This is a genomic window from Halomonas sp. NO4, from assembly GCF_010994375.1.
In the GTDB taxonomy this organism is placed as follows: Bacteria; Pseudomonadota; Gammaproteobacteria; order Pseudomonadales; family Halomonadaceae; genus Halomonas.
In genome coordinates this window covers 1-17675 of the sequence record NZ_WHMA01000003.1, presented here as the reverse complement: position 1 = coordinate 17675, position 17675 = coordinate 1, and the positions used below count along the sequence as shown (strand labels likewise).

Below are 17675 nucleotides of genomic sequence, written 5' to 3'. Positions count from 1 at the left end.
GGCGGCATGGGCGTTGCCGACCGCGACGCGCCGGGCACGCCCCCTTGCCCCCGCGGGTGTAACCCCTTAGCGTGGGAACCAATCAGCCCCGCCGACCCCTCCGGTCGGCGGGGTGGTTTTTTGGTCGCGTGCCCGGAAGGCCAAGGGAGGTCGTGATGTCGCCGTCGCTCAAGGGTATTTTGTTCATGTGTGCCGGGGTACTCTGCCTGGCCATCGGCGATGCCATCGCCAAGTGGCTGGGCGAGGTGCACTCGCCGCTGCAGATCATCTTCTTCCGCACCCTGGTGTCGCTGCCGCTGATCGCGCTGCTGGCCTACTTCGGCGGCGGGCTGCGCAAGTTCGCCACGCGGCGTCCCGGCGTGCACCTGATGCGCGGGCTCATCTATACCGGCACCATGGGCTGCTTCGTGCTGGGGCTGACGCTGTTGCCCCTGGCCGAGGCCACCGCCATCGCCTTTGCCGCACCGCTGTTCGTCACCCTGCTCTCGGTGCCGCTGCTCGGTGAGCGCGTCGATGGACAGGTGCTGGCGGCCTCGCTGCTGGGGTTCGTCGGCGTGCTGGTGATCGTGCGCCCGGGCGGCGAGAGCTTTCACCCCGGGGCACTGGCCATGCTGGGTGCCGCCGTCTTCTATGCGCTGCTGATGATCACCTCGCGGCGCTACGGAGGGCGCGAACATCTCTGGGCCATGGTCTTCTACATGAACCTGGTGCCGCTCGTGATCACGGCTCTGAGCCTGCCGCTGGTGTGGCAGCCGCCCCACCCCGGGCACTGGTGGGGCTTCCTCGCTGCCGGCGTGTTCGGGGTGGGCGCCACGGCCTGCATCACCCTGGCCTTCCGCTTCGCCCCGGCGGCCATCGCCGCCCCCTTCGACTACACCGCCATGCTGTGGGCGGTGCTGCTCGGCTGGTGGTTCTGGGGCGAGATGCCCGACTTCTGGGTCTTTGTCGGCAGTGCGGTGATCATCGGCAGCGGCCTGGCCATCGCCTACCACGACCGCCGCACCACGCTGAAGCGGCGGCCTACCTTGTGAAGAAGGCGCCCGCCGCGGCCTCCGGGTCGGGCTGGCCGCAGATCGCTGAGATCACCGCCGGGCCCTGGGCCCCGGCGTCGCGCACCGCGGCGGCGTGTTCGGTCTTGAGGCCGCCGATGGCCACGGCCGGCAGGGGGCTGGCGGCGACCAGGGTGGCTAGCCCCGCAAAGCCCAGCGGTTCGGCATGGTCCTGCTTGGTGGCGGTGGCGAATACCGGGCCCAGGCCCAGGTAGTCGAGCCGCTCGGCATCGACACGCGCCATCTGCGCCAGGGTCTGCACCGAGCGGCCGAGGATCGCCCGCTCGCCCAGGGCGGCGCGGGCCTCGGCCACCTCGCCGTCGTCCTGGCCGAGGTGCAGCCCGTCGGCGCCGCTCTCCACGGCCACCGCGAGGCGGTCGTTGATGATCAGCGGCACGCCGCTGCCGGCCAGCGCCGCTTTGAGGCGGCGCGCCTGGTCGATCAGCTCGCCGTCGCTGGCGTGCTTGTCGCGCAGCTGTACCACGGTCACGCCGCCGCGCACCGCGGCCACCACGGTCTCCACCAGGCCACGCTCGGCGCAGAGTACGGGATCGGTGATCAGGTAGAGGGAAAGGTCCAGGCGCATCGGTGAGCTCCAGTACGGGCCAAATGGCGGGGGTGCGAGAAGGGCACTATCCCCGCCGCTCCTGCGTGTGTAAAGGGTCTGCTCAGGGGGCGGGGGCAGCGGCGCCGAGAAAGCGCTCGCGCCAGTAGGCGAGGTCGATCGATGTCGTCTCGACGCGGCGCCCGCGCCCGGGGGCATGGATCATCTCGCCGCCGCCCAGATAGATCCCCACGTGGCTCGGCTTGCTGCCGCGCCCGGTGGCGAAGAAGAGCAGGTCACCGGGGCGGGCGGCGTCGGTGCGCGGCAGATGGCGGAACTGCTGTCGGGAGGAGCGCGGGAGATCGATGCCGGCACGAGCGTAGGCCAGCTGCACCAGACCGGAGCAGTCCAGGCCGCGCTCGCTGTTGCCGCCCAGCCGGTAGGGCGTGCCCAGGGTCCGTTTCGCCTCGGCCAGGATCAGCGCCCGTTCCATGCTGAGCGCGTCGCTGTCCCGGGTGGCCAGATCCCGGCTGGCGCAGCCGGCCAGCGCCACCAGGGCGAGCAGCAGCACGAGGGGAGCCAGGTGGCCCCGCAGCGCCCGGCTCACCATCAGCGAAAGGCGATGCGCGTGCCGTAGGCGAGCATCTCGTCCGGGGTGATGGCGTGGCCGGGCACCCCGATCATCTCGTCGCCGCACTGGTCGGCCCAGGTCAGGATGCCGTGGGTCAGGCCGATGTCGCCGAGCAGGTCCTGGATCTCGCCGGTGCCGGTGAAGGTGCAGGTCTTGCCCTGGGCGTCCGACAGCTCGGAGATGCCGTTGGCATGGTGAAATCGCACGATGTAGATGCCGTCCTGGGACTCCACCTCGACGATGGGCGACAGGCCGTGGTGCAGCGCGTAGGAGAGCTGCTTGAGGGTAATGTGATCGCCGAGTTGCATGTCGATTGCGGTCATGGCGTGGTGCCTCGTGGTGATGACAGCGGTCCTTTCCACTTTAGGCCCTGAAACGGCGGCTTGCCCAGGGGATCGCACCGTCACGCGAAGGCACGGTCACGCGAACGCATAGACATCCATGGCCAGCACGCCATGCTCGACGCTGTGGTGGCGTCGCTCGGCCCGACCGCCGGCGCCCATGGCTACCAGCAGCGGCTGGAAGTGTTCCGGCGTGGGGTGGTTGCGCCTCGCCTGGGGCGCGCCTTCCCAGTCGAGCAGCGCGGCGCGGTCATCGGCGGCGAGGCGCGTATGCACCCAGTCGGCGAATTCGCCCACCCAGGCGGGCATGGTCGCCTCGGGAGCATCGAGCTCGCCGAGGTTGTGGGTGAGGCTGCCCGAGCCGACCACCAGGACGTTCTGCTTGCGCAAGCCGGCCAGCTGCTCCCCCAGCGCCATCAGCTCGGCGTTCGCCCACTCGGTGGGCAGCGACAGCGAGACCACCGGCACGTCGGCGGCGGGAAACATCAGCGACAGCGGCACCCAGGCGCCGTGATCCAGGCCGCGCTCGGTGGGTAAGGCGTTGAGCTTGCAGGCCAGTCGCTTCGCCAGGTCGGGCTCGCCCGGCGCGGGATACTGGCACTCGAAGAGCTCGCGGGGAAAGCCGCCGAAGTCGTGGATGGTCTCGGGGTGTGCGCTGGTGCTCACCGCCAGCCGGCGGGTGGTCCAGTGAGCCGAGACCACCACCACGGCGTCAGGGCGCAGCGTCTGGCCCAGCTCGCGCAGGAAGCCGTGGGCCGGCGTCTTGGTCAGGGCCAGCATGGGCGAGCCGTGGGAGATGAAGAGGCTGGGCAGCATGGGGCGACTCCAGAAGGTGGACTTGCCTTCAGGATAGCGCCCCGCGGCGCCAACATCGATAGCAGGCTTATTGATTCCGCGCGCGCAGTAGTTTGTAAGCACCCTCTCAGTAGCCGGTCATCTCTAGGTAGCCTTCACCGAGCCTCTCGCCGCTGGCGGGGTCGCGGGCCACCACAGCGCCCTCCCAGTAGGGCACGCTGGTGGCCATCCAGCGCTCGGCGTGGGGCGCCTCGACGACCAGCTGGAGCCCTTCACTGGGCACCTCGAGGCGCCAGCGGGTGGGCACTTCTCGCCCGGAGACCGTGGCGGTCGCCAACGGCTCGAGCTGGATCGCCCCGGGCGAGAGCGGCGTGGGCGAGCCGTCGGGGGTGATCCAGGTGCCGGAACGGTAGTCACCCCCCGCCGCGCCGCCGCCGCGCAGTTGAAACGCCATCAGTTTGTGGCCGCTTGCCAGGTGCAGCGAGAACCAGTCCCAGCCCTGCTGGCGCTCGTCGAGCAGCTGGCTGCTCCACTCGCGGTCGAGCCACGCCCGGCCAGTCACCGGCTGGGTCTCGCCGTCCAGCGTCACCTCGCCGTCGACGCGCCAGAAGGGCTGGCTGTAGTACATCGAACCAGAGTACATCGAGCCAGAGGAGAGCGAACCCTGGCCGTCGGCGGCCTTCTGGCTGAAGCCGTCCTCGCCGTGGGGCACCAGCGGACCTTCGGCGTCGAGGGTGATATCCGCGCCGAAGCGGCCCCGGTCATCGTCCTGGTGGGCCGATAGCGAGAGTTCGGCGAAGGTGTCCGACGCGGCATCCTCGACGCGGCTGGCCAGCTGCCAGTCGTCGAGCCAGGCGCGAAAGGGCGCGGCCCGCACGCCGGCCTGACCATCATTGCCGGCCGAGTGGCTGCGCGCGAAGCGCTCCGCCACCCGGTGGCTCTCGCCCTGGGAGACGGCGAAGTGCGCCATCCACAGCTGGTCGGCCGCCCAGGGCGCGGGCTCGGGGCGCTCGTCAGGCGGCACCAGCGCCTGGCGGAACAGCGTCCACTGCAGGCCCAGCGGCTCGCCGTCGGCGTTCTCCAGGTTGGCGGTGAGATACCACCACTCGATGCGGTAGTCCGGATGGGGGCCATGGTCGATGGGAAAGCGCAGCGGCGTGCCGGGACTGGCCTGGGCGAAGTCGCCGGCGGCTTCGCCGAGACCCGCGAAGCCGGTGTTCTGCCTCGTCTCCTGCGACGCGTCGCACCCGGCGAGCAAGAGCGCTGTCAGCAGGAGAGGGCCGATCCATGGCTGCCTCATGTCGCCTCCTCCTCGGCCAGCAGGGCCCGGGGTGGGGTGCGCCACAGGCGCAGGGCGGGCAGCAGGGCGGCGAGCAGCGCCACGCCCACGGCGGTGGCCAGGGTCATTGCCATCTCGGCAGGAAAGAGGTGCAGCGGCAGGCGCCAGCCGAAGGCGGCGACGTTGATCACCGCCACCAGGCCCAGCGCCAGGCCGATGCCCAGCGGCACGGCAAGGAGGCCGGTGGCCAGCGCCGCCCCGCCGAGCTGGGCGAGCTGCACCGTCGCGAGCCGAGCGCGCGGCACGCCCAGCGCCCAGAGCGGTGCCAGCTGGCGGCGTCGGCTGCGCGCCTGGGCGAGCAGGCTCGCCAGCAGGGCCAGGGCGGCGACGCCCAGGGTCAGGGCGCTGAGCGCCCGGGTGATGGTGAAGGTGCGCTCGAAGATGCCGGTGGCGACCCGCTTGACCTCGCGCTGGTCCACCAGGCTGTCGCTGCCCAGGGCGAAGCGCTGGCGCAGGGCCTCGCTCAGCGTCTCGGCGCGGCCCCCCGCGGCGAGCACGATGCCGATGGAACTCGGTGTGCCGGCGAAGCGCTTGGCGAGCTGCGGCGTGGCGAGCAGCACCTCGCCGCGGGTGTTGCCGTAGTCGGGGTAGATCGCTGCCACGGGGAGCGTCTCACGACGCCCGGTCGCCTCCACGATCAGGCGGTCACCTGGCGAAAGACCCTCGGCGATGGCCAACTGCTCGTTGACGAAGGCCGCCCCCCCGCGAAAGGCCTGCCAGGCCGCCTCTCGCCCTTGCCGGGTGTCGAGCAGCGGCCAGTGGGGTACCAGGGCGGCGCCGGGAGTGATGCCGTAGAGGCTGACCGGTCGCTCCAGGCTGCGTGCCGCGCCGTCGCGTTCGGCTTCGCGCAGGGTCGCCTCGGCGTGGCGGGTGGGCAGCGTTTCGCGGACTTCGCTACGCTCGCCGAGCCAGGCTTCCACCGAGTCGAACTGCGCCGGCGGCGGTCGCAGGTAGAGGTCGGCGACCAGGCGCTGGTCGAGCCAGTCGAGGAAGGTGAGGCGAAAGCCGCCCACCATGCTGCCGATGCCCAGGTTGGCGGCCAGGGCGATGAGCAGCGCCATCATGGCCAGCGTGAGCCGCGGCAGCTGCAGCTGCAGGTCGGCCACGGCCCACTGGGCGAGGGGGTGGCGGCGCCACAGCCGCGCCAGCGCCGCAAGGCCCAGTGCCAGCAGCGGCGGCAGCCAGAGGGCGCCGGCGAGCAGCAGCGCGGCCACCAGGCCGAAACCGGCGATGAGCCCCTCGCCGGGGGGCTGGGCGGCCAGCCAGGCCCACAGCGCCAGGCCCAGGGCGACCACGCCGCTCCCGGCCAGGGCCAGGCGCCGAAGCTGGCGATGGAAGCCGGCGCGCCACGCCTGGGCCTGGCCGAGCCCCAGCACGCTGAGCCGCGCCGCCCGCCACAGCACCCCGCTGCCGGCGAGGAAGAGCCCGCCCAGGGTCACCGCCAGTCCGCCCAGCCAGTAGTGCCACGGCAGGTACAGCTGGGCCCCCACCTCGGCGCCGTAGAGGCTTGCCAGGGTGGCCGCCACGTCGGGCAGCAGTGCCTGGGCCAGCCATACGCCGCTGACGATACCCGCCAGGGCGCCGACGAGCCCCAGCAGGACGAGCTCGAGTGCCAGCAGGCCCACCAGGCGGCGGGCGGAGACGCCCAGGGCGCGCAGGGTGCGTAGAAGGTCCAGGCGCTGCTCCAGCGCCAGACCCAGAGCCGCCTGGACGATGAACAGCCCCACCACCAGCGCCAGCAACGCCATGGCGGTGAGGTTGAGGTGGAAGCTCTGGGTGAGCTGGCCCGGCTCGACCAGGGTGTCGGCGCGGGTCAGCACGAAGCCGTCGGGAGCCGTGGCCAGGGCATCGGGAGCGGTGACCAGTCGGCTCAGCGTCGTGCCGCGGTCGAGCAGTCTCGCCGCGGCGGCAATGTCCATCACCAGGGTATCCGGGGGCAGCGAAGGCGTAGGCACCAGCGGAGGCAGGCGCTGCCCCTCGGCCAGGTGCGGCGTGGAGCCGGGGGCCTCGCCGCGGGCCACCCCCAGGGCAGCGAGGCTGTCCGGGGCGAGGCGCGTCTGCCAGGGCGAGGTGAGAAAGCCGGTGAGCTCATCGGTACTGCCGGCGGTGGCGAAGGCACTGTCCCCGGGCAGGGTGAGCGGGTCGATTCCGATCAGCGTCAGGCGGTTGCCGTCCGCGGTTTCCACCTCGCCCTCGAGCAGCGGCGAGACAGGCAGCCCGGCGCGGCGCAGGGCCAGGTAGTCGTCGCGGGTCAGTGGCTCGTCATCACGGCGCTCGAGGCGATCCAGGCCAGTAGAGAAGAGCGCCTCGGCGCGGGCGTAGCTGTCGCGGGCCGAGACGTTGATCGCTTGTACCCCGCTCCATAGCGCGCTGGCCACCCAGAGCCCGAGCAGCAGCATGGCGAGCTGCCCGGGATGGCGGCGGTAGTGGGAGAGCAGGGTGGCCAGGGCGGTGAGCATAGGGGCACGTGGGTGGTGAACGAGCGGTGCCGGTATCGTCCCATAGAAGCGACAAGGCGGGGAATGGCAGACGCTCTTGCCGGGCGCCTGCCGGTGGTAGTCACGCTTGCAGGCGTGCGACGGTTTCCTCGGTGCGCCACAGCGCATTGGCCATGTAGCGGCAGTGGGTCAGGGCGGCGATACCGGCTGAGCCGTCAGCTTTCGGCTACTCTTCGGGCGGCTCGTTGAGGTGCAGCCAACGGGCCAGCCGCGAGTGGCGCCGGCGATTCAGGTACCACGGCAGCAGGGTCATCACGGTAAGGATGGAGGCGGCAGCGATCAGGGTGAGCCAGGGATGGAGCTCGAGAGAGCGTCCCAGGATTGCGAACACCACGCTCATGGGCAACATGCCGATCAGTGTTCCAAGGACGAAGCGCCCCACGGAGATCGCGGTGATCCCGGCGGCATAACTGATCAGGGCGAAGGAGAAGATTGGCACCAGGCGCGTTACGAGGATGGTTAGAAACAGCAGGCGCTGCGAGCCGTGGGTGCCGAACAGCGGGTTGTTAGGCAGCCTGGCCCGCAGCGCCTCGCGGCCCACCAGGCGGGCCAGGTAGAAGGCGATCAAGGCTCCCAGCAGGGCGCCAGAGACCGACAGCGCGACGCCCTTGGCCAGGCCGAAGGAGAGTCCCGCCGCGGCGGTCACCGGCAGTGTGGGCAGAGGGCCCACGACCACAGTGAGCACCATCAGCAACAGCAGTAACAGCGGCCCTAACGTCCCCCGGCCGTTGAGCCACTCGGCGATGCCGGCCGGCGTGAAGTGCATCGGCAAGCCCAGAGCCTGCAGCAGCCACCAGATAGCCGCCGTGATGACCACCACGATAGCGATGAGGATGGCCCGGAAGACCCAAGGCGATTTGCGTTCGGCACGCCGCGTCATGGGATTACCGGAGATGACCGTGAGTCAGGTAGCGGCGCTGGTCCAGCGGTGCCGCCACGCGCGGGCTGTGGGTGACCACCAGCAGGGCGCTGCCGCTTTCGTTGACCAGGTCGAGCAGCAGGGCCAGGACGCTATCGGAGGTGGTTTCATCCAGGTTGCCGGTAGGCTCGTCGGCGAGCAGCAGTGCCGGGCGCGGAGCCAGGGCTCGGCCGATGGCCAGGCGTTGCTGCTGGCCACCGGAGAGCTGCTCCGGATAGCGCCGTGCCAGGTCGGTCAGCCCTAGCCGTTCGAGCAGGTGCGCCGACCAGTCGGCGCGCTCGCGACCGGCCAGGCGCGCCTGCAGGCGCAGGTTGTCGGCGACGTTCAAGCTCGGTACCAGGTGGAACTGCTGGAAGACCAGGCCCAGTGCCTCGCGGCGCAGCTTCGCGCGGGATGGTTCGTCGAGCCGCGAGAGCGCCTGTCCGCCGAGCTGTACCTCGCCGCTGTCCGGCAGGTCGAGCCCGGCGGCCAGATGCAACAGGGTCGACTTGCCGCTGCCCGACTCGCCCATCAGCGCCAGGCTCTCGCCGGGGGCGAGCTTTAGGTCGATGCCGGCGAGCACGCTGAGCGGGCCCTGGGGGGTGGCGTAGGCCTTGTGGACCTGACGAAACTCGAGCATGGCGGGTGCTCCTCAGATACCCAGGGCGTAGCGCATCACCCGCTGCTTCGCCGGGCCCAGGCGTTCGGCCACGGCCAGGCCCGCGGCGCCCGCCTGACGCAACGGCGCAGCGCCGGTGAAGAGGTGGTGGAAGCTCTCCATGGCGGCGATCATCGCCAGGTTCCGGGGGCGGCGGGCGCGCGCGTAGCCGGCCAGCGGGCGCCGGTTGCCCGGATCCTCGCCGGCGGCGTGGGCGGCGATCACCCGTTCGCTGAGCTCGGCGGCGTCCTGCAGGCCGAGATTGAGCCCCTGCCCGGCCAGGGGGTGGATGACATGGGCGGCGTCGCCCACCAGCGCCAGGCGGGGGCGGGTGTAGCGCTCGGCGTGGCGGCGGCGCAGGGGGAAGCTCGCGCGCCCCAGCACGGCCTCGATACCGCCCAGGCGGGCCGGGAAGTCGCGTTCGATGGCCGCGCGCAGCGCGTCGTCATCCAGCGCCTCGCGCTCGCGGGTCGCCTCGGGCGGGCCGTACCACACCAGGGAGGCGTAGGGGCCGGGCAGCGGCAGCATGGCCTGAGGGCCCTCGGGAGTGAAGCGCTGCCAGCTCGTGTCCTGCTGGGGCAGGCGGGTGCGCACGTTCACGATCAGCGCCCGCTGGTGGTAGTCGTGGTCGTGTGTGGTGATGCCGGCCAGCTCGCGCACCCGTGAGTTCGCCCCATCGGCGCCCACCACCAGCCGGCCGGCCAGCAATCGGCCGTCGTCGAGCTCCACCAGCGCCTGGTGACCGCCCGTTACCAGCGCCACGGGGCTGGCCTGGCAGAGCGTGGTGACCTGGGGCAGGGCGGCCAGGCGCTGCCAGAGGGCGTGACGAATCACCCGGTTCTCGACGAAGTGGCCGAACGCCTCGAGGCCCAGGTCGGCGGCGGCAAAATGCGTGGTGTGTCGCTCGCGTTCGTCCCACGCCTCGATCTGGCGGAAGGGGCAGCGCCGCGCCGCGGGAATGTGCGACCAGGCGCCGACGTCGTCCAGCAACCGCTGCGAGGCCAGGTTCAGCGACGAGACGCGCAGGTCGAAGGGGGCGTCCTCGGCGATGGGAGCGGGCGGGGCGCCGCCCTCGACCAGCGTCACCGTCATCCCGGCCTGGCCCAGCGCCGTCGCCACGGCCGCGCCGACCATGCCGCCGCCGATGATGATCGCGTCCTGCGTCGCCTCCATTCGCTTCTCCTGGTGGGTGCGTCAGGCCCTCAGGATACCGCGTCAGGGGCAGCGGAGTGGAGGCCGCCAGCGAGGCTCACACGAACTCAGTGGTCATGGTCGCTGTGGTCGTGGCCATGATCCTCATGACCCGGCTCGGCCAGGGCGTCGTGCAGGGTGCGGGCATTGTGGCGCATCATGCCCAGGTAGGTGCTCGCTTCCCCCTCGGTGGCCAGGGCGTCGGCGTAGAGGGTGCCGGCGATGGGGAGGTCCGTCTCCTCGGCGAGCTGCTCGATGATCGCCGGGCTGGTCATGTTCTCGTGGAAGAGCGCGCGGACGTTCTGGCTGCGGATCACATCGATCAGCCGGGCCATGTCGGCAGCGCTGGGCTCGGCCTCGCTGGAGAGCCCCACCGGCGAGAGGAAGCGCAGGCCGTAGGCAGAGGCGAAGTAGCCGAAGGAGTCGTGGCCGGTGATCACGCTGGTGTCGGCGGGAATCTCGGCCAGCCACTCGCGGATCTCGGCGTCGGTGGCCTCGAGCTCGCCGAGGTAGCGCTCGGCGTTGTTGCGATAGCGGGTTTCGCTGGCCGGGTCGGCCTCGATCAGGCCGTCGCGGATGTTGGCCACGTAGATGGCGCCGCGGGCGAGGTCCTGCCAGCCGTGGGGATCCTGGTCGCCATGCGTGTGGCCGTCATGCGCCCCCTGAGCGGCATGATCGTCGTGGTCGCGCTCGTGATCATGGTCGTGGTCGTCATGACCGGCAACGTCCAGCGGCTCGATGCCGTCGCTGGCGGTCACCAGCGGCCCAGCGTAGTCGCTGGAATCGATCAGCCGCTCCATCCAGCCCTCGAAGCGCAGGCCGTTGAATACCACCAGGTCGGCCTCGGCCAGGGCGCGGGCGTCGCGGGGGCTGGGCGAGTAGACATGGGTGTCGCTGTCGGGGCCGACCAGGGAGGTCACGCTGACCCGTTCGCCGCCGACGTTCTCGACCATGTCGGCGAGGATGCTGAAGCTGGTAACCACTTGGAGACGCTCGGCGGCAAACGCCGTCGGCAGGGCCAGCAGGGTCGAGACGCCGAGGACGCAGGCGGCGAGGGTGGCAGTGCGCATGCAGGGACTCCTTGCAGGGGACTCGTCAGTGGGGTTCCGGGGCACCCAGTGGCGCCGCGCGGCGGCCCAGGCGCACCAGCAGGCTGTGATGGCGACCGACCAGGGCCGAGACCAGGTAGCCGGCGCCGGCAAACAGGATGATGGCCGGCCCGGAGGGGATGCTCAGGTGGTAAGAGAGCAGCAGGCCGCCGAGATTCGACGCCATGGCAATGGCGATGCCGATGCCGATCAGGCCTTCCAGGCGCTTGCTCCAGAAGCGCGCCGTGGTGGCCGGCAGCATCATCAGGCCCACCGCCATCAGGGTGCCCAGCGTCTGGAAGCCGGCGGTGAGGTTGAGCACCACCAGGCCCAGAAAGACGCCGTGCACCAGGCTGGCGTGCCAGCCCTGGCCGCGCAGGAAGAGGGGGTCGAGGCTCTCCACCACCAGGGCGCGGAAGACCATCGCCAGGGTCACCACGATGACGCTGCTGATCCCGGCGATCAGCACCAGCGCCGTGGTATTGACCGCCAGCACCGAGCCGAACAGCACGTGGGTGAGATCGACGCTGCTGCCGCCCAGCGATACGAGCATCACGCCGGCGGCCAGCGAGATCAAAAAGAAGCTGGCCATGGCGGAGTCTTCGCGGTGGCCGGTCATCTGCGAGACGCTGCCGGCGAGCATCGCCACCAGCAGGCCCGAGAGCACCCCGCCCAGGCTCATCATCGGCAGCGAGAAGCCGGCGAGCAGGAAACCCAGCGCCACGCCGGGCAGAATGGCGTGGGCCATGGCGTCGCCGATCAGGCTCATGCCGCGCAGCATCAGGAACACCCCCAGCGGCGGGGCGGCCAGCGACAGCGCTAGGCCAGCCACCAGGGCGCGGCGCATGAAGCCATAGTCGAAAGGGGCCAGCAGCCAGGCATCGAGCAGCGCTAGCATGCGTTCGCTCCGGTCAGGCCCAGGGCCAGCGGCACGAGCGGCGACTGGGGCGTGCGTCCCTGGAGCACCGCCTCGGTGGCGGTCCAGTGGGCGTGGCCATTGGCCAGCACCACCACCTCGTCGGCGAGGCGGGCGAGCTGCTCGGTGTCGTGCAGCACCACGATGAGGGTCACGCCGCTGTCGGCCATGTCGCGCAGCACGGTGGTCAGCACATCGACGGTCTCGGCATCCACGTTGGCGAAGGGTTCGTCGAGCAGCAGCAGCTCCGCCTCCTGCATCAGGGTGCGGCCGATCAGCGCGCGCTGGCGCTGGCCGCCGGAGAGCTCACCCAGCGGGCGGTGTGCCAGGTGCGAGATGCCCAGGCGCGCCATGATCTCGCGCCCCTTGCGATAGTGGCGGGCGCAATAGCCCTTGAGCGCGCCGTGGCTCGGCCAGCTGCCGGTCATCACCAGCTCCTCCACGCTCATCGGGAAGGTGAGGTCCAGCGCCAGCTGCTGGGGCAGCCAGGCGCGCCGCTCCTTGGGCACGGTGCAGTTCACCCGGCCGGCAACCGGCTTGAGGATGCCCATGATGCCCTGGATGAGAGTGCTCTTGCCCGTGCCGTTGGCGCCCACCAGGGCGGTGATGGCGCCGTCGCGAAAGGCGCCGTCGACGTGCTCGAGCACGGTGCGGTTGCCCTGGGCGAGCTGCAGGTCGTGCAATTGCAGGCGGGCGGTGGGAGCGGTTTCCATCAGCCCCACCATCCCGCCGCCCAACTGACGGCGAGCCACAGGCCGGCCAGCGGGGCCGCGGCCAGCAGCAGGCGTCGCGTGGCGGCAAGCGACATCAGGGAGAAGTGGCACGGTCCTTCCTGGCGGTGCCGGTGTGTGCGATGGGCCATGGGGGAACCTCCGAAAAACTCGGTGGAGGTTATAACATAACAAGAAAGAGGGTGGCCAGTGCAACCGGCCACGGACGGGCCCGCTTCGAGCCCGCCTACCCGCCTGCTAGTCAGTAGCGCAGCGCCACCCCCAGCTGATTGGGCCCCACCAGCCAGGCGTACTCCCCTTCGAGGCGAATGTCGCCGAACGAGACCGCCAGCGGCTGGAAGCGGTTGATGGCGGCGGTAGCTTGGTGCGGCTGGGTGCGCCGCTGCAGCTCGCTGACCAGCATGCCGGTGGCGAAATTGATGGCACCGTCGCGCTCGCGCCCGTCGCCCACGCCGATCACCAGGCCAGCCACGGTGTTCACGGCGAGCGAGCCGAGCCGCGCCTCCCAACTGCGACGACGCCGCTCCTCTTCCGCCACGGCCTCGATCAATTCACGGGCGCGGTCGATCTCGTCGTCGCCCTCGCGCAGCTCGCGATAGGCCGCGGGATGCGGCTGGCGGTCGGTGAGCATGCCGCCTAGCGCCAGCGCTGACTTCACCACCCCCACGCGGGCGTCGTAGCGGTCGTCGGGATCGCTCGCTTCGCTCGCCTGCCAGGCGTTCAGTGCGAGGCTCCCGGCGTAGACACTCGTCCAGCCGACCTGCCAAAGATCCGCATGGCGTGCGCCACGGGCCAGGGCATTCTCATAGGCGCGGTATTCGGCGCCGGGCGACTGGGCGAGGGCGGGGGGTGTCATCAGCAGGGCAAATGACAGGCAGAGCAGGGGCAAGCGAGGCATGGCGGGACTCCACAGGAAGCGCTGTCAACAGGCTAGCAGGCCCCCGGCGGAATGGTACGGGCAAGGGAACGGCTCGTCGCTGGGCGAGTCGGTGTAGACGGGAATTCGCGCTTTTCTGCCGCTCTCGCCGACACGGATGCCGACCATGCCGTCTCACCCGCTTCGCTCCACCTCGCTTCTGCTCGCCTGGCTGCTCGCACCCTACCTCGCCTGGGTGGGATTCGCCGCCTATCTCAATGCCGCGGTGTGGTGGCTCAATGCCCCGGTATGATCGGACTTGCCGCCTCGGCAGATCAGCGTGCCTCGCGAGGGCGTCTGGCCAGATTGGTCAATGTCGGCCACACACCTAGACTGAACGGCAGAAACGACAGGAGGTGGACGCCATGGCTAGCGAATCCCTATCCCTCGGCGAGGCGCGCCGCAACCTCAAGCAACTGTGCGATGCGGTATACGAGCAGGGCGAGCCCGTGCACATCACCCGCAAGAACGGCCGCCACGTGGTGCTGATGTCGCTCGACGAATACCGCCGCCTGACGGCGGACAGTGGCTCCGATGCCGATCCGCCGGACAGCCTCTACGACGACCTGGAGCGCGAAGCGGATGCGTGAGGGGTGAGCGTACTGCAAAGGAGCATTCGATTCGCGGGGGATGAGGCAGGGAGGAATGACTCGAATCAACCATGGGTTGATGCAGGCCGGCTATCGGCAGACAAAGTTGGCGAAGCTGTCTTAGCCGTGCTTGGATGAGTCGGAAGTCTCCCAATGAAGCCGGGAAGGTGTCATGGATGATCTTTCGCCCTCCGATCTCAAGACGATCCTGCACTCCAAGCGTGCCAATCTCTATTACTTGCAGCACTGTCGCGTGCTGGTTAACGGCGGTCGCGTCGAATACGTGACGGATGAGGGCCGCCAGTCGCGCTATTGGAACATCCCCATTGCCAATACCACCTCGATTTTGCTCGGTACCGGTACGTCGATCACCCAGGCGGCGATGCGCGAACTGGCCAAGGCCGGAGTACTGGTGGGCTTTTGCGGCGGTGGTGGCACGCCGCTATTCGCTGCCAACGAGGTGGATGTCGATGTCGCCTGGCTGACGCCACAGAGCGAGTACCGTCCCACCGAATACCTCCAACACTGGGTGCGCTTCTGGTTCGACGATCAGAAGCGCCTCGAGGCGGCGCGTTCGTTCCAATTGGCTCGCCTCGACAGAATCGAGGCGCTGTGGGGCGACCGGTCGCTCAAGGAGGCCGGCTTTTCTGTGATGCCAGAGTCGCTTCAGGCCGCCTTGGCCAGCCATCGCGAAGCCATTACCAGCTCGCCCAGCACCATCGATTTGCTCACCCTGGAAGCGCGTCTTACCAAACAGCTATTCAAGCTGTCTGCCCGAGGCGTGAGTTACGGTGACTTCACCCGGGCCAAGCGCGGTACGGGCACCGATCCCGCCAATCGCTTTCTCGATCATGGCAACTATCTCGCCTATGGCCTGGCGGCGACTGCGACTTGGGTACTCGGCATTCCGCACGGGTTGGCGGTGCTGCATGGCAAGACACGCCGCGGCGGCCTGGTCTTCGATGTCGCCGATCTGGTCAAGGATTCCGTAATTCTGCCCCAGGCGTTTCTTTCCGCCATGCGAGGCGATGAGGAACAGGAATTCCGTCAGGCTTGCATCGAGCGGCTGACGCGAACCGAATCGCTCGACTTCATGATCGATACCTTGAAGGATGTGGCGGTCGAGCTGGGAGGGCCAGGAGCATGAATGTGCTGCTGGTTTCTCAGTGCAGCAAGAATGCACTCAGGGACACGCGTCGAATTCTCGACCAGTTCGCCGAACGACGAGGCGACCGCACTTGGCAAACGCCGATCACCCAGGCAGGCCTCGATACGCTTAGGAAGCTCTCTAAAAAGGGAGGCGCTGCTCTATCAAACCATTGCTCTTTAACAATCAGTCGCTTACCTTTGAATCGTTCTAGTTCGCTGCCGCACAGGCAGCTCAGAAAACGACCTCGACCGGGACGTGCGGAGCGCCACCGTTCGCTGCCGCACAGGCAGCTCAGAAATTGTCCTCCATCCGGTCCAAGCGCTCGAGCTCGTTCGCTGCCGCACAGGCAGCTCAGAAATGGTCCTCCATCCGGTCCAAGCGCTCGAGCTCGTTCGCTGCCGCACAGGCAGCTCAGAAATCCTCGGCCTGGCATCGCTTCTCGGAAGCTCGGTTCGCTGCCGCACAGGCAGCTCAGAAAAGGAACTCGTGGCCATCGGCCTCGGCTTCCTCGTTCGCTGCCGCACAGGCAGCTCAGAAAACTCGGTATCGGCGCGGTTCATGACAGCACCCGTTCGCTGCCGCACAGGCAGCTCAGAAATGCTGCGCCTTCACGGCAGCCTGACCGTGACCGTTCGCTGCCGCACAGGCAGCTCAGAAATCAGCGACGACACCGCCGCCGTCACTCTCGACGTTCGCTGCCGCACAGGCAGCTCAGAAATGCAGGTCGCCTGCGTCAGAGGCATAGATCGTGTTCGCTGCCGCACAGGCAGCTCAGAAACGCTCGCTCTCCCGGGGCCGGTAGTAGTAGGCGTTCGCTGCCGCACAGGCAGCTCAGAAATCGGAGCAAGCGGTGGGTGTAGAGTGGCTGACGTTCGCTGCCGCACAGGCAGCTCAGAAATGCGCAGTGGTGCCCTCCTGTGCGCGGGTCACGTTCGCTGCCGCACAGGCAGCTCAGAAAATGATGACCTATACCTTTGACGCCGAGCAGGTGTTCGCTGCCGCACAGGCAGCTCAGAAAACGCTCAGCTCGTTGACCGCCTCGCACAGGGTGTTCGCTGCCGCACAGGCAGCTCAGAAACGCTCGCTCTCCCGGGGCCGGTAGTAGTAGGCGTTCGCTGCCGCACAGGCAGCTCAGAAATCGGAGCAAGCGGTGGGTGTAGAGTGGCTGACGTTCGCTGCCGCACAGGCAGCTCAGAAAATGCCAAGGCCGAGTTCTGGCGCGACCTGCAGGTTCGCTGCCGCACAGGCAGCTCAGAAACAGCGCCGACGGTGCCATTCAGCCCGCGCTAGGTTCGCTGCCGCACTGGCAGCTCAGAAATGCTGGAAGTGCAGCGTGCCGCCGCGCAGTCGGTTCGCTGCCGCACAGGCAGCTCAGAAATGCTTGGCCGAGTCGGCACTATGCGTCACGTTGTTCGCTGCCGCACAGGCAGCTCAGAAATGGAAGACGCCCTGGCGTAACCACCAAGCGCCGTTCGCTGCCGCACAGGCAGCTCAGAAAAGCCGGCGCGCTGTGGATGGCGGTCATCAGGCGTTCGCTGCCGCACAGGCAGCTCAGAAATGGACGACGATACCCTCTACCTCGTCCAGGGTGTTCGCTGCCGCACAGGCAGCTCAGAAAGACGAGATCGCCCGCATTCGCGCCAGGGGCGGGTTCGCTGCCGCACAGGCAGCTCAGAAAATTCTGGTCGGCGAGCACGTCGTGCGGGTGCGTGTTCGCTGCCGCACAGGCAGCTCAGAAAGGCTACGAAAAGCTGGGACCGCCTGACGAGCTGTTCGCTGCCGCACAGGCAGCTCAGAAAACTTCGACAACGGCAGCCAGATCACGGTGAGCGTTCGCTGCCGCACAGGCAGCTCAGAAATGCTTGATCGCCTCCCAGTCGTATTGATCGCGGTTCGCTGCCGCACAGGCAGCTCAGAAAGCGAGCTGGGCATCCGCATTCCCAAGGCGCGCGTTCGCTGCCGCACAGGCAGCTCAGAAAATGGGCGTGTCGAATTTCACCCGCTACATGGAGTTCGCTGCCGCACAGGCAGCTCAGAAAATCGACGAGGGGCGACTGGTCTACGACTACGCGTTCGCTGCCGCACAGGCAGCTCAGAAAACATGCGCCGCCAGGACGGCACGCTCCTGCTCGTTCGCTGCCGCACAGGCAGCTCAGAAATCCTGGAGGCGGGCCCGCAGCACTGGGAACTCTGTTCGCTGCCGCACAGGCAGCTCAGAAATCACAAATGCGTTCGAAGATGCGCTGTGCATCGTTCGCTGCCGCCCAGGCAGCTCAGAAATCGGTGTCAATGGCCATCAGAAGTGACCCACCAGCGGTCAACAAAATTGACCCACCCGTG

The 17675-nt window shown here is 68.9% G+C and carries 18 protein-coding genes and 1 CRISPR repeat array; of the genes, 4 read left to right on the top strand and 14 right to left on the bottom strand.

Annotation, left to right across the window (positions count from 1 at the left end; genetic code table 11):
- Window positions 1–155 precede the first annotated feature (155 nt).
- Window positions 156–1031 (top strand): DMT family transporter, encoded by an 876-nt coding sequence (locus FEF15_RS03185; protein WP_163557698.1) that lies wholly within the window; start codon window positions 156–158, stop codon window positions 1029–1031.
- On the opposite strand, the gene thiE is transcribed toward FEF15_RS03185, so the two are convergent.
- The 14 genes from thiE to FEF15_RS03115 form a co-directional block, all read right to left on the bottom strand.
- Window positions 1021–1635, bottom strand: coding sequence for a thiamine phosphate synthase (gene thiE, locus FEF15_RS03180; RefSeq protein ID WP_163557696.1), 615 nt, complete (start codon window positions 1633–1635; stop codon window positions 1021–1023). The genes FEF15_RS03185 and thiE overlap by 11 nt on opposite strands.
- A gap of 82 nt (window positions 1636–1717) precedes the next feature.
- On the bottom strand, window positions 1718–2164 hold the full coding sequence (locus FEF15_RS03175) for a C40 family peptidase (protein ID WP_346427854.1): 447 nt from the start codon (window positions 2162–2164) through the stop codon (window positions 1718–1720).
- 38 nt (window positions 2165–2202) lie between these two features.
- A complete protein-coding gene (locus tag FEF15_RS03170) occupies window positions 2203–2547 on the bottom strand; it encodes a hypothetical protein (protein ID WP_163557692.1) in 345 nt (114 codons plus the stop codon).
- Between the two features lie 96 nt (window positions 2548–2643).
- Window positions 2644–3381 (bottom strand): class III extradiol ring-cleavage dioxygenase, encoded by a 738-nt coding sequence (locus tag FEF15_RS03165; protein ID WP_163557690.1) that lies wholly within the window; start codon window positions 3379–3381, stop codon window positions 2644–2646.
- Window positions 3382–3487: 106 nt separating this feature from the next.
- On the bottom strand, window positions 3488–4660 hold the full coding sequence (locus FEF15_RS03160; RefSeq protein ID WP_163557688.1) for a lipocalin-like domain-containing protein: 1173 nt from the start codon (window positions 4658–4660) through the stop codon (window positions 3488–3490).
- On the bottom strand, window positions 4657–7158 hold the full coding sequence (locus tag FEF15_RS03155) for an ABC transporter permease (protein ID WP_163557687.1): 2502 nt from the start codon (window positions 7156–7158) through the stop codon (window positions 4657–4659). The genes FEF15_RS03160 and FEF15_RS03155 overlap by 4 nt, the downstream gene beginning before the upstream one ends.
- 205 nt (window positions 7159–7363) lie before the next feature.
- Entirely contained in the window at window positions 7364–8077 is a 714-nt protein-coding gene (locus FEF15_RS03150; RefSeq protein WP_163557685.1) for a TVP38/TMEM64 family protein, read from the bottom strand.
- Between the two features lie 4 nt (window positions 8078–8081).
- Window positions 8082–8735 (bottom strand): ABC transporter ATP-binding protein, encoded by a 654-nt coding sequence (locus FEF15_RS03145; RefSeq protein WP_163557683.1) that lies wholly within the window; start codon window positions 8733–8735, stop codon window positions 8082–8084.
- A gap of 12 nt (window positions 8736–8747) precedes the next feature.
- Window positions 8748–9926, bottom strand: a complete 1179-nt coding sequence (locus tag FEF15_RS03140; protein ID WP_163557681.1) for a UbiH/UbiF/VisC/COQ6 family ubiquinone biosynthesis hydroxylase — start codon at window positions 9924–9926, stop codon at window positions 8748–8750.
- Between the two features lie 86 nt (window positions 9927–10012).
- Window positions 10013–11014 (bottom strand): zinc ABC transporter substrate-binding protein, encoded by a 1002-nt coding sequence (locus tag FEF15_RS03135; RefSeq protein WP_163557679.1) that lies wholly within the window; start codon window positions 11012–11014, stop codon window positions 10013–10015.
- A 25-nt stretch (window positions 11015–11039) separates the two neighbouring features.
- Window positions 11040–11930: a metal ABC transporter permease gene (locus tag FEF15_RS03130; protein WP_163557677.1), complete on the bottom strand. Its 891-nt coding sequence runs from the start codon at window positions 11928–11930 to the stop codon at window positions 11040–11042.
- Window positions 11924–12661: a metal ABC transporter ATP-binding protein gene (locus tag FEF15_RS03125; RefSeq protein ID WP_163557675.1), complete on the bottom strand. Its 738-nt coding sequence runs from the start codon at window positions 12659–12661 to the stop codon at window positions 11924–11926. The genes FEF15_RS03130 and FEF15_RS03125 overlap by 7 nt, the downstream gene beginning before the upstream one ends.
- On the bottom strand, window positions 12661–12810 hold the full coding sequence (locus tag FEF15_RS03120; protein ID WP_163557673.1) for a hypothetical protein: 150 nt from the start codon (window positions 12808–12810) through the stop codon (window positions 12661–12663). Before FEF15_RS03120 ends, FEF15_RS03125 begins: the two co-directional genes overlap by 1 nt.
- Before the next feature lie 110 nt (window positions 12811–12920).
- Window positions 12921–13577: a hypothetical protein gene (locus FEF15_RS03115; protein ID WP_163557672.1), complete on the bottom strand. Its 657-nt coding sequence runs from the start codon at window positions 13575–13577 to the stop codon at window positions 12921–12923.
- A 145-nt stretch (window positions 13578–13722) separates the two neighbouring features.
- Here FEF15_RS03115 and FEF15_RS03110 point away from each other — a divergent pair, with 145 nt between their 5' ends.
- From FEF15_RS03110 to cas1f, 3 genes are all read left to right on the top strand, one after another.
- Window positions 13723–13848 (top strand): tryptophan-rich sensory protein, encoded by a 126-nt coding sequence (locus tag FEF15_RS03110; protein ID WP_240454055.1) that lies wholly within the window; start codon window positions 13723–13725, stop codon window positions 13846–13848.
- A 112-nt stretch (window positions 13849–13960) separates the two neighbouring features.
- Window positions 13961–14185, top strand: coding sequence for a type II toxin-antitoxin system Phd/YefM family antitoxin (locus FEF15_RS03105; protein ID WP_163557670.1), 225 nt, complete (start codon window positions 13961–13963; stop codon window positions 14183–14185).
- A gap of 172 nt (window positions 14186–14357) precedes the next feature.
- Window positions 14358–15332, top strand: coding sequence for a type I-F CRISPR-associated endonuclease Cas1f (cas1f, locus tag FEF15_RS03100; RefSeq protein ID WP_163557668.1), 975 nt, complete (start codon window positions 14358–14360; stop codon window positions 15330–15332).
- 213 nt (window positions 15333–15545) lie between these two features.
- Window positions 15546–17617: a CRISPR direct-repeat array (repeat unit 28 nt; unit sequence GTTCGCTGCCGCACAGGCAGCTCAGAAA).
- Between the last annotated feature and the right edge of the window lie 58 nt (window positions 17618–17675).

Bases quoted from the DNA above. Each gene is read 5' to 3' on its own strand.
- FEF15_RS03110 (WP_240454055.1), top strand. From the start codon at position 13,723: ATGCCGTCTCACCCGCTTCGCTCCACCTCGCTTCTGCTCGCCTGGCTG.
- FEF15_RS03140 (WP_163557681.1), bottom strand. From the start codon at position 9,926: ATGGAGGCGACGCAGGACGCGATCATCATCGGCGGCGGCATGGTCGGC.
- FEF15_RS03150 (WP_163557685.1), bottom strand. From the start codon at position 8,077: ATGACGCGGCGTGCCGAACGCAAATCGCCTTGGGTCTTCCGGGCCATC.
- FEF15_RS03185 (WP_163557698.1), top strand. From the start codon at position 156: ATGTCGCCGTCGCTCAAGGGTATTTTGTTCATGTGTGCCGGGGTACTC.
- FEF15_RS03115 (WP_163557672.1), bottom strand. From the start codon at position 13,577: ATGCCTCGCTTGCCCCTGCTCTGCCTGTCATTTGCCCTGCTGATGACA.
- FEF15_RS03145 (WP_163557683.1), bottom strand. From the start codon at position 8,735: ATGCTCGAGTTTCGTCAGGTCCACAAGGCCTACGCCACCCCCCAGGGC.
- cas1f (WP_163557668.1), top strand. From the start codon at position 14,358: ATGGATGATCTTTCGCCCTCCGATCTCAAGACGATCCTGCACTCCAAG.
- FEF15_RS03160 (WP_163557688.1), bottom strand. From the start codon at position 4,660: ATGAGGCAGCCATGGATCGGCCCTCTCCTGCTGACAGCGCTCTTGCTC.
- FEF15_RS03130 (WP_163557677.1), bottom strand. From the start codon at position 11,930: ATGCTAGCGCTGCTCGATGCCTGGCTGCTGGCCCCTTTCGACTATGGC.
- FEF15_RS03135 (WP_163557679.1), bottom strand. From the start codon at position 11,014: ATGCGCACTGCCACCCTCGCCGCCTGCGTCCTCGGCGTCTCGACCCTG.
- FEF15_RS03120 (WP_163557673.1), bottom strand. From the start codon at position 12,810: ATGGCCCATCGCACACACCGGCACCGCCAGGAAGGACCGTGCCACTTC.
- FEF15_RS03155 (WP_163557687.1), bottom strand. From the start codon at position 7,158: ATGCTCACCGCCCTGGCCACCCTGCTCTCCCACTACCGCCGCCATCCC.
- thiE (WP_163557696.1), bottom strand. From the start codon at position 1,635: ATGCGCCTGGACCTTTCCCTCTACCTGATCACCGATCCCGTACTCTGC.
- FEF15_RS03165 (WP_163557690.1), bottom strand. From the start codon at position 3,381: ATGCTGCCCAGCCTCTTCATCTCCCACGGCTCGCCCATGCTGGCCCTG.
- FEF15_RS03170 (WP_163557692.1), bottom strand. From the start codon at position 2,547: ATGACCGCAATCGACATGCAACTCGGCGATCACATTACCCTCAAGCAG.
- FEF15_RS03105 (WP_163557670.1), top strand. From the start codon at position 13,961: ATGGCTAGCGAATCCCTATCCCTCGGCGAGGCGCGCCGCAACCTCAAG.
- FEF15_RS03125 (WP_163557675.1), bottom strand. From the start codon at position 12,661: ATGGAAACCGCTCCCACCGCCCGCCTGCAATTGCACGACCTGCAGCTC.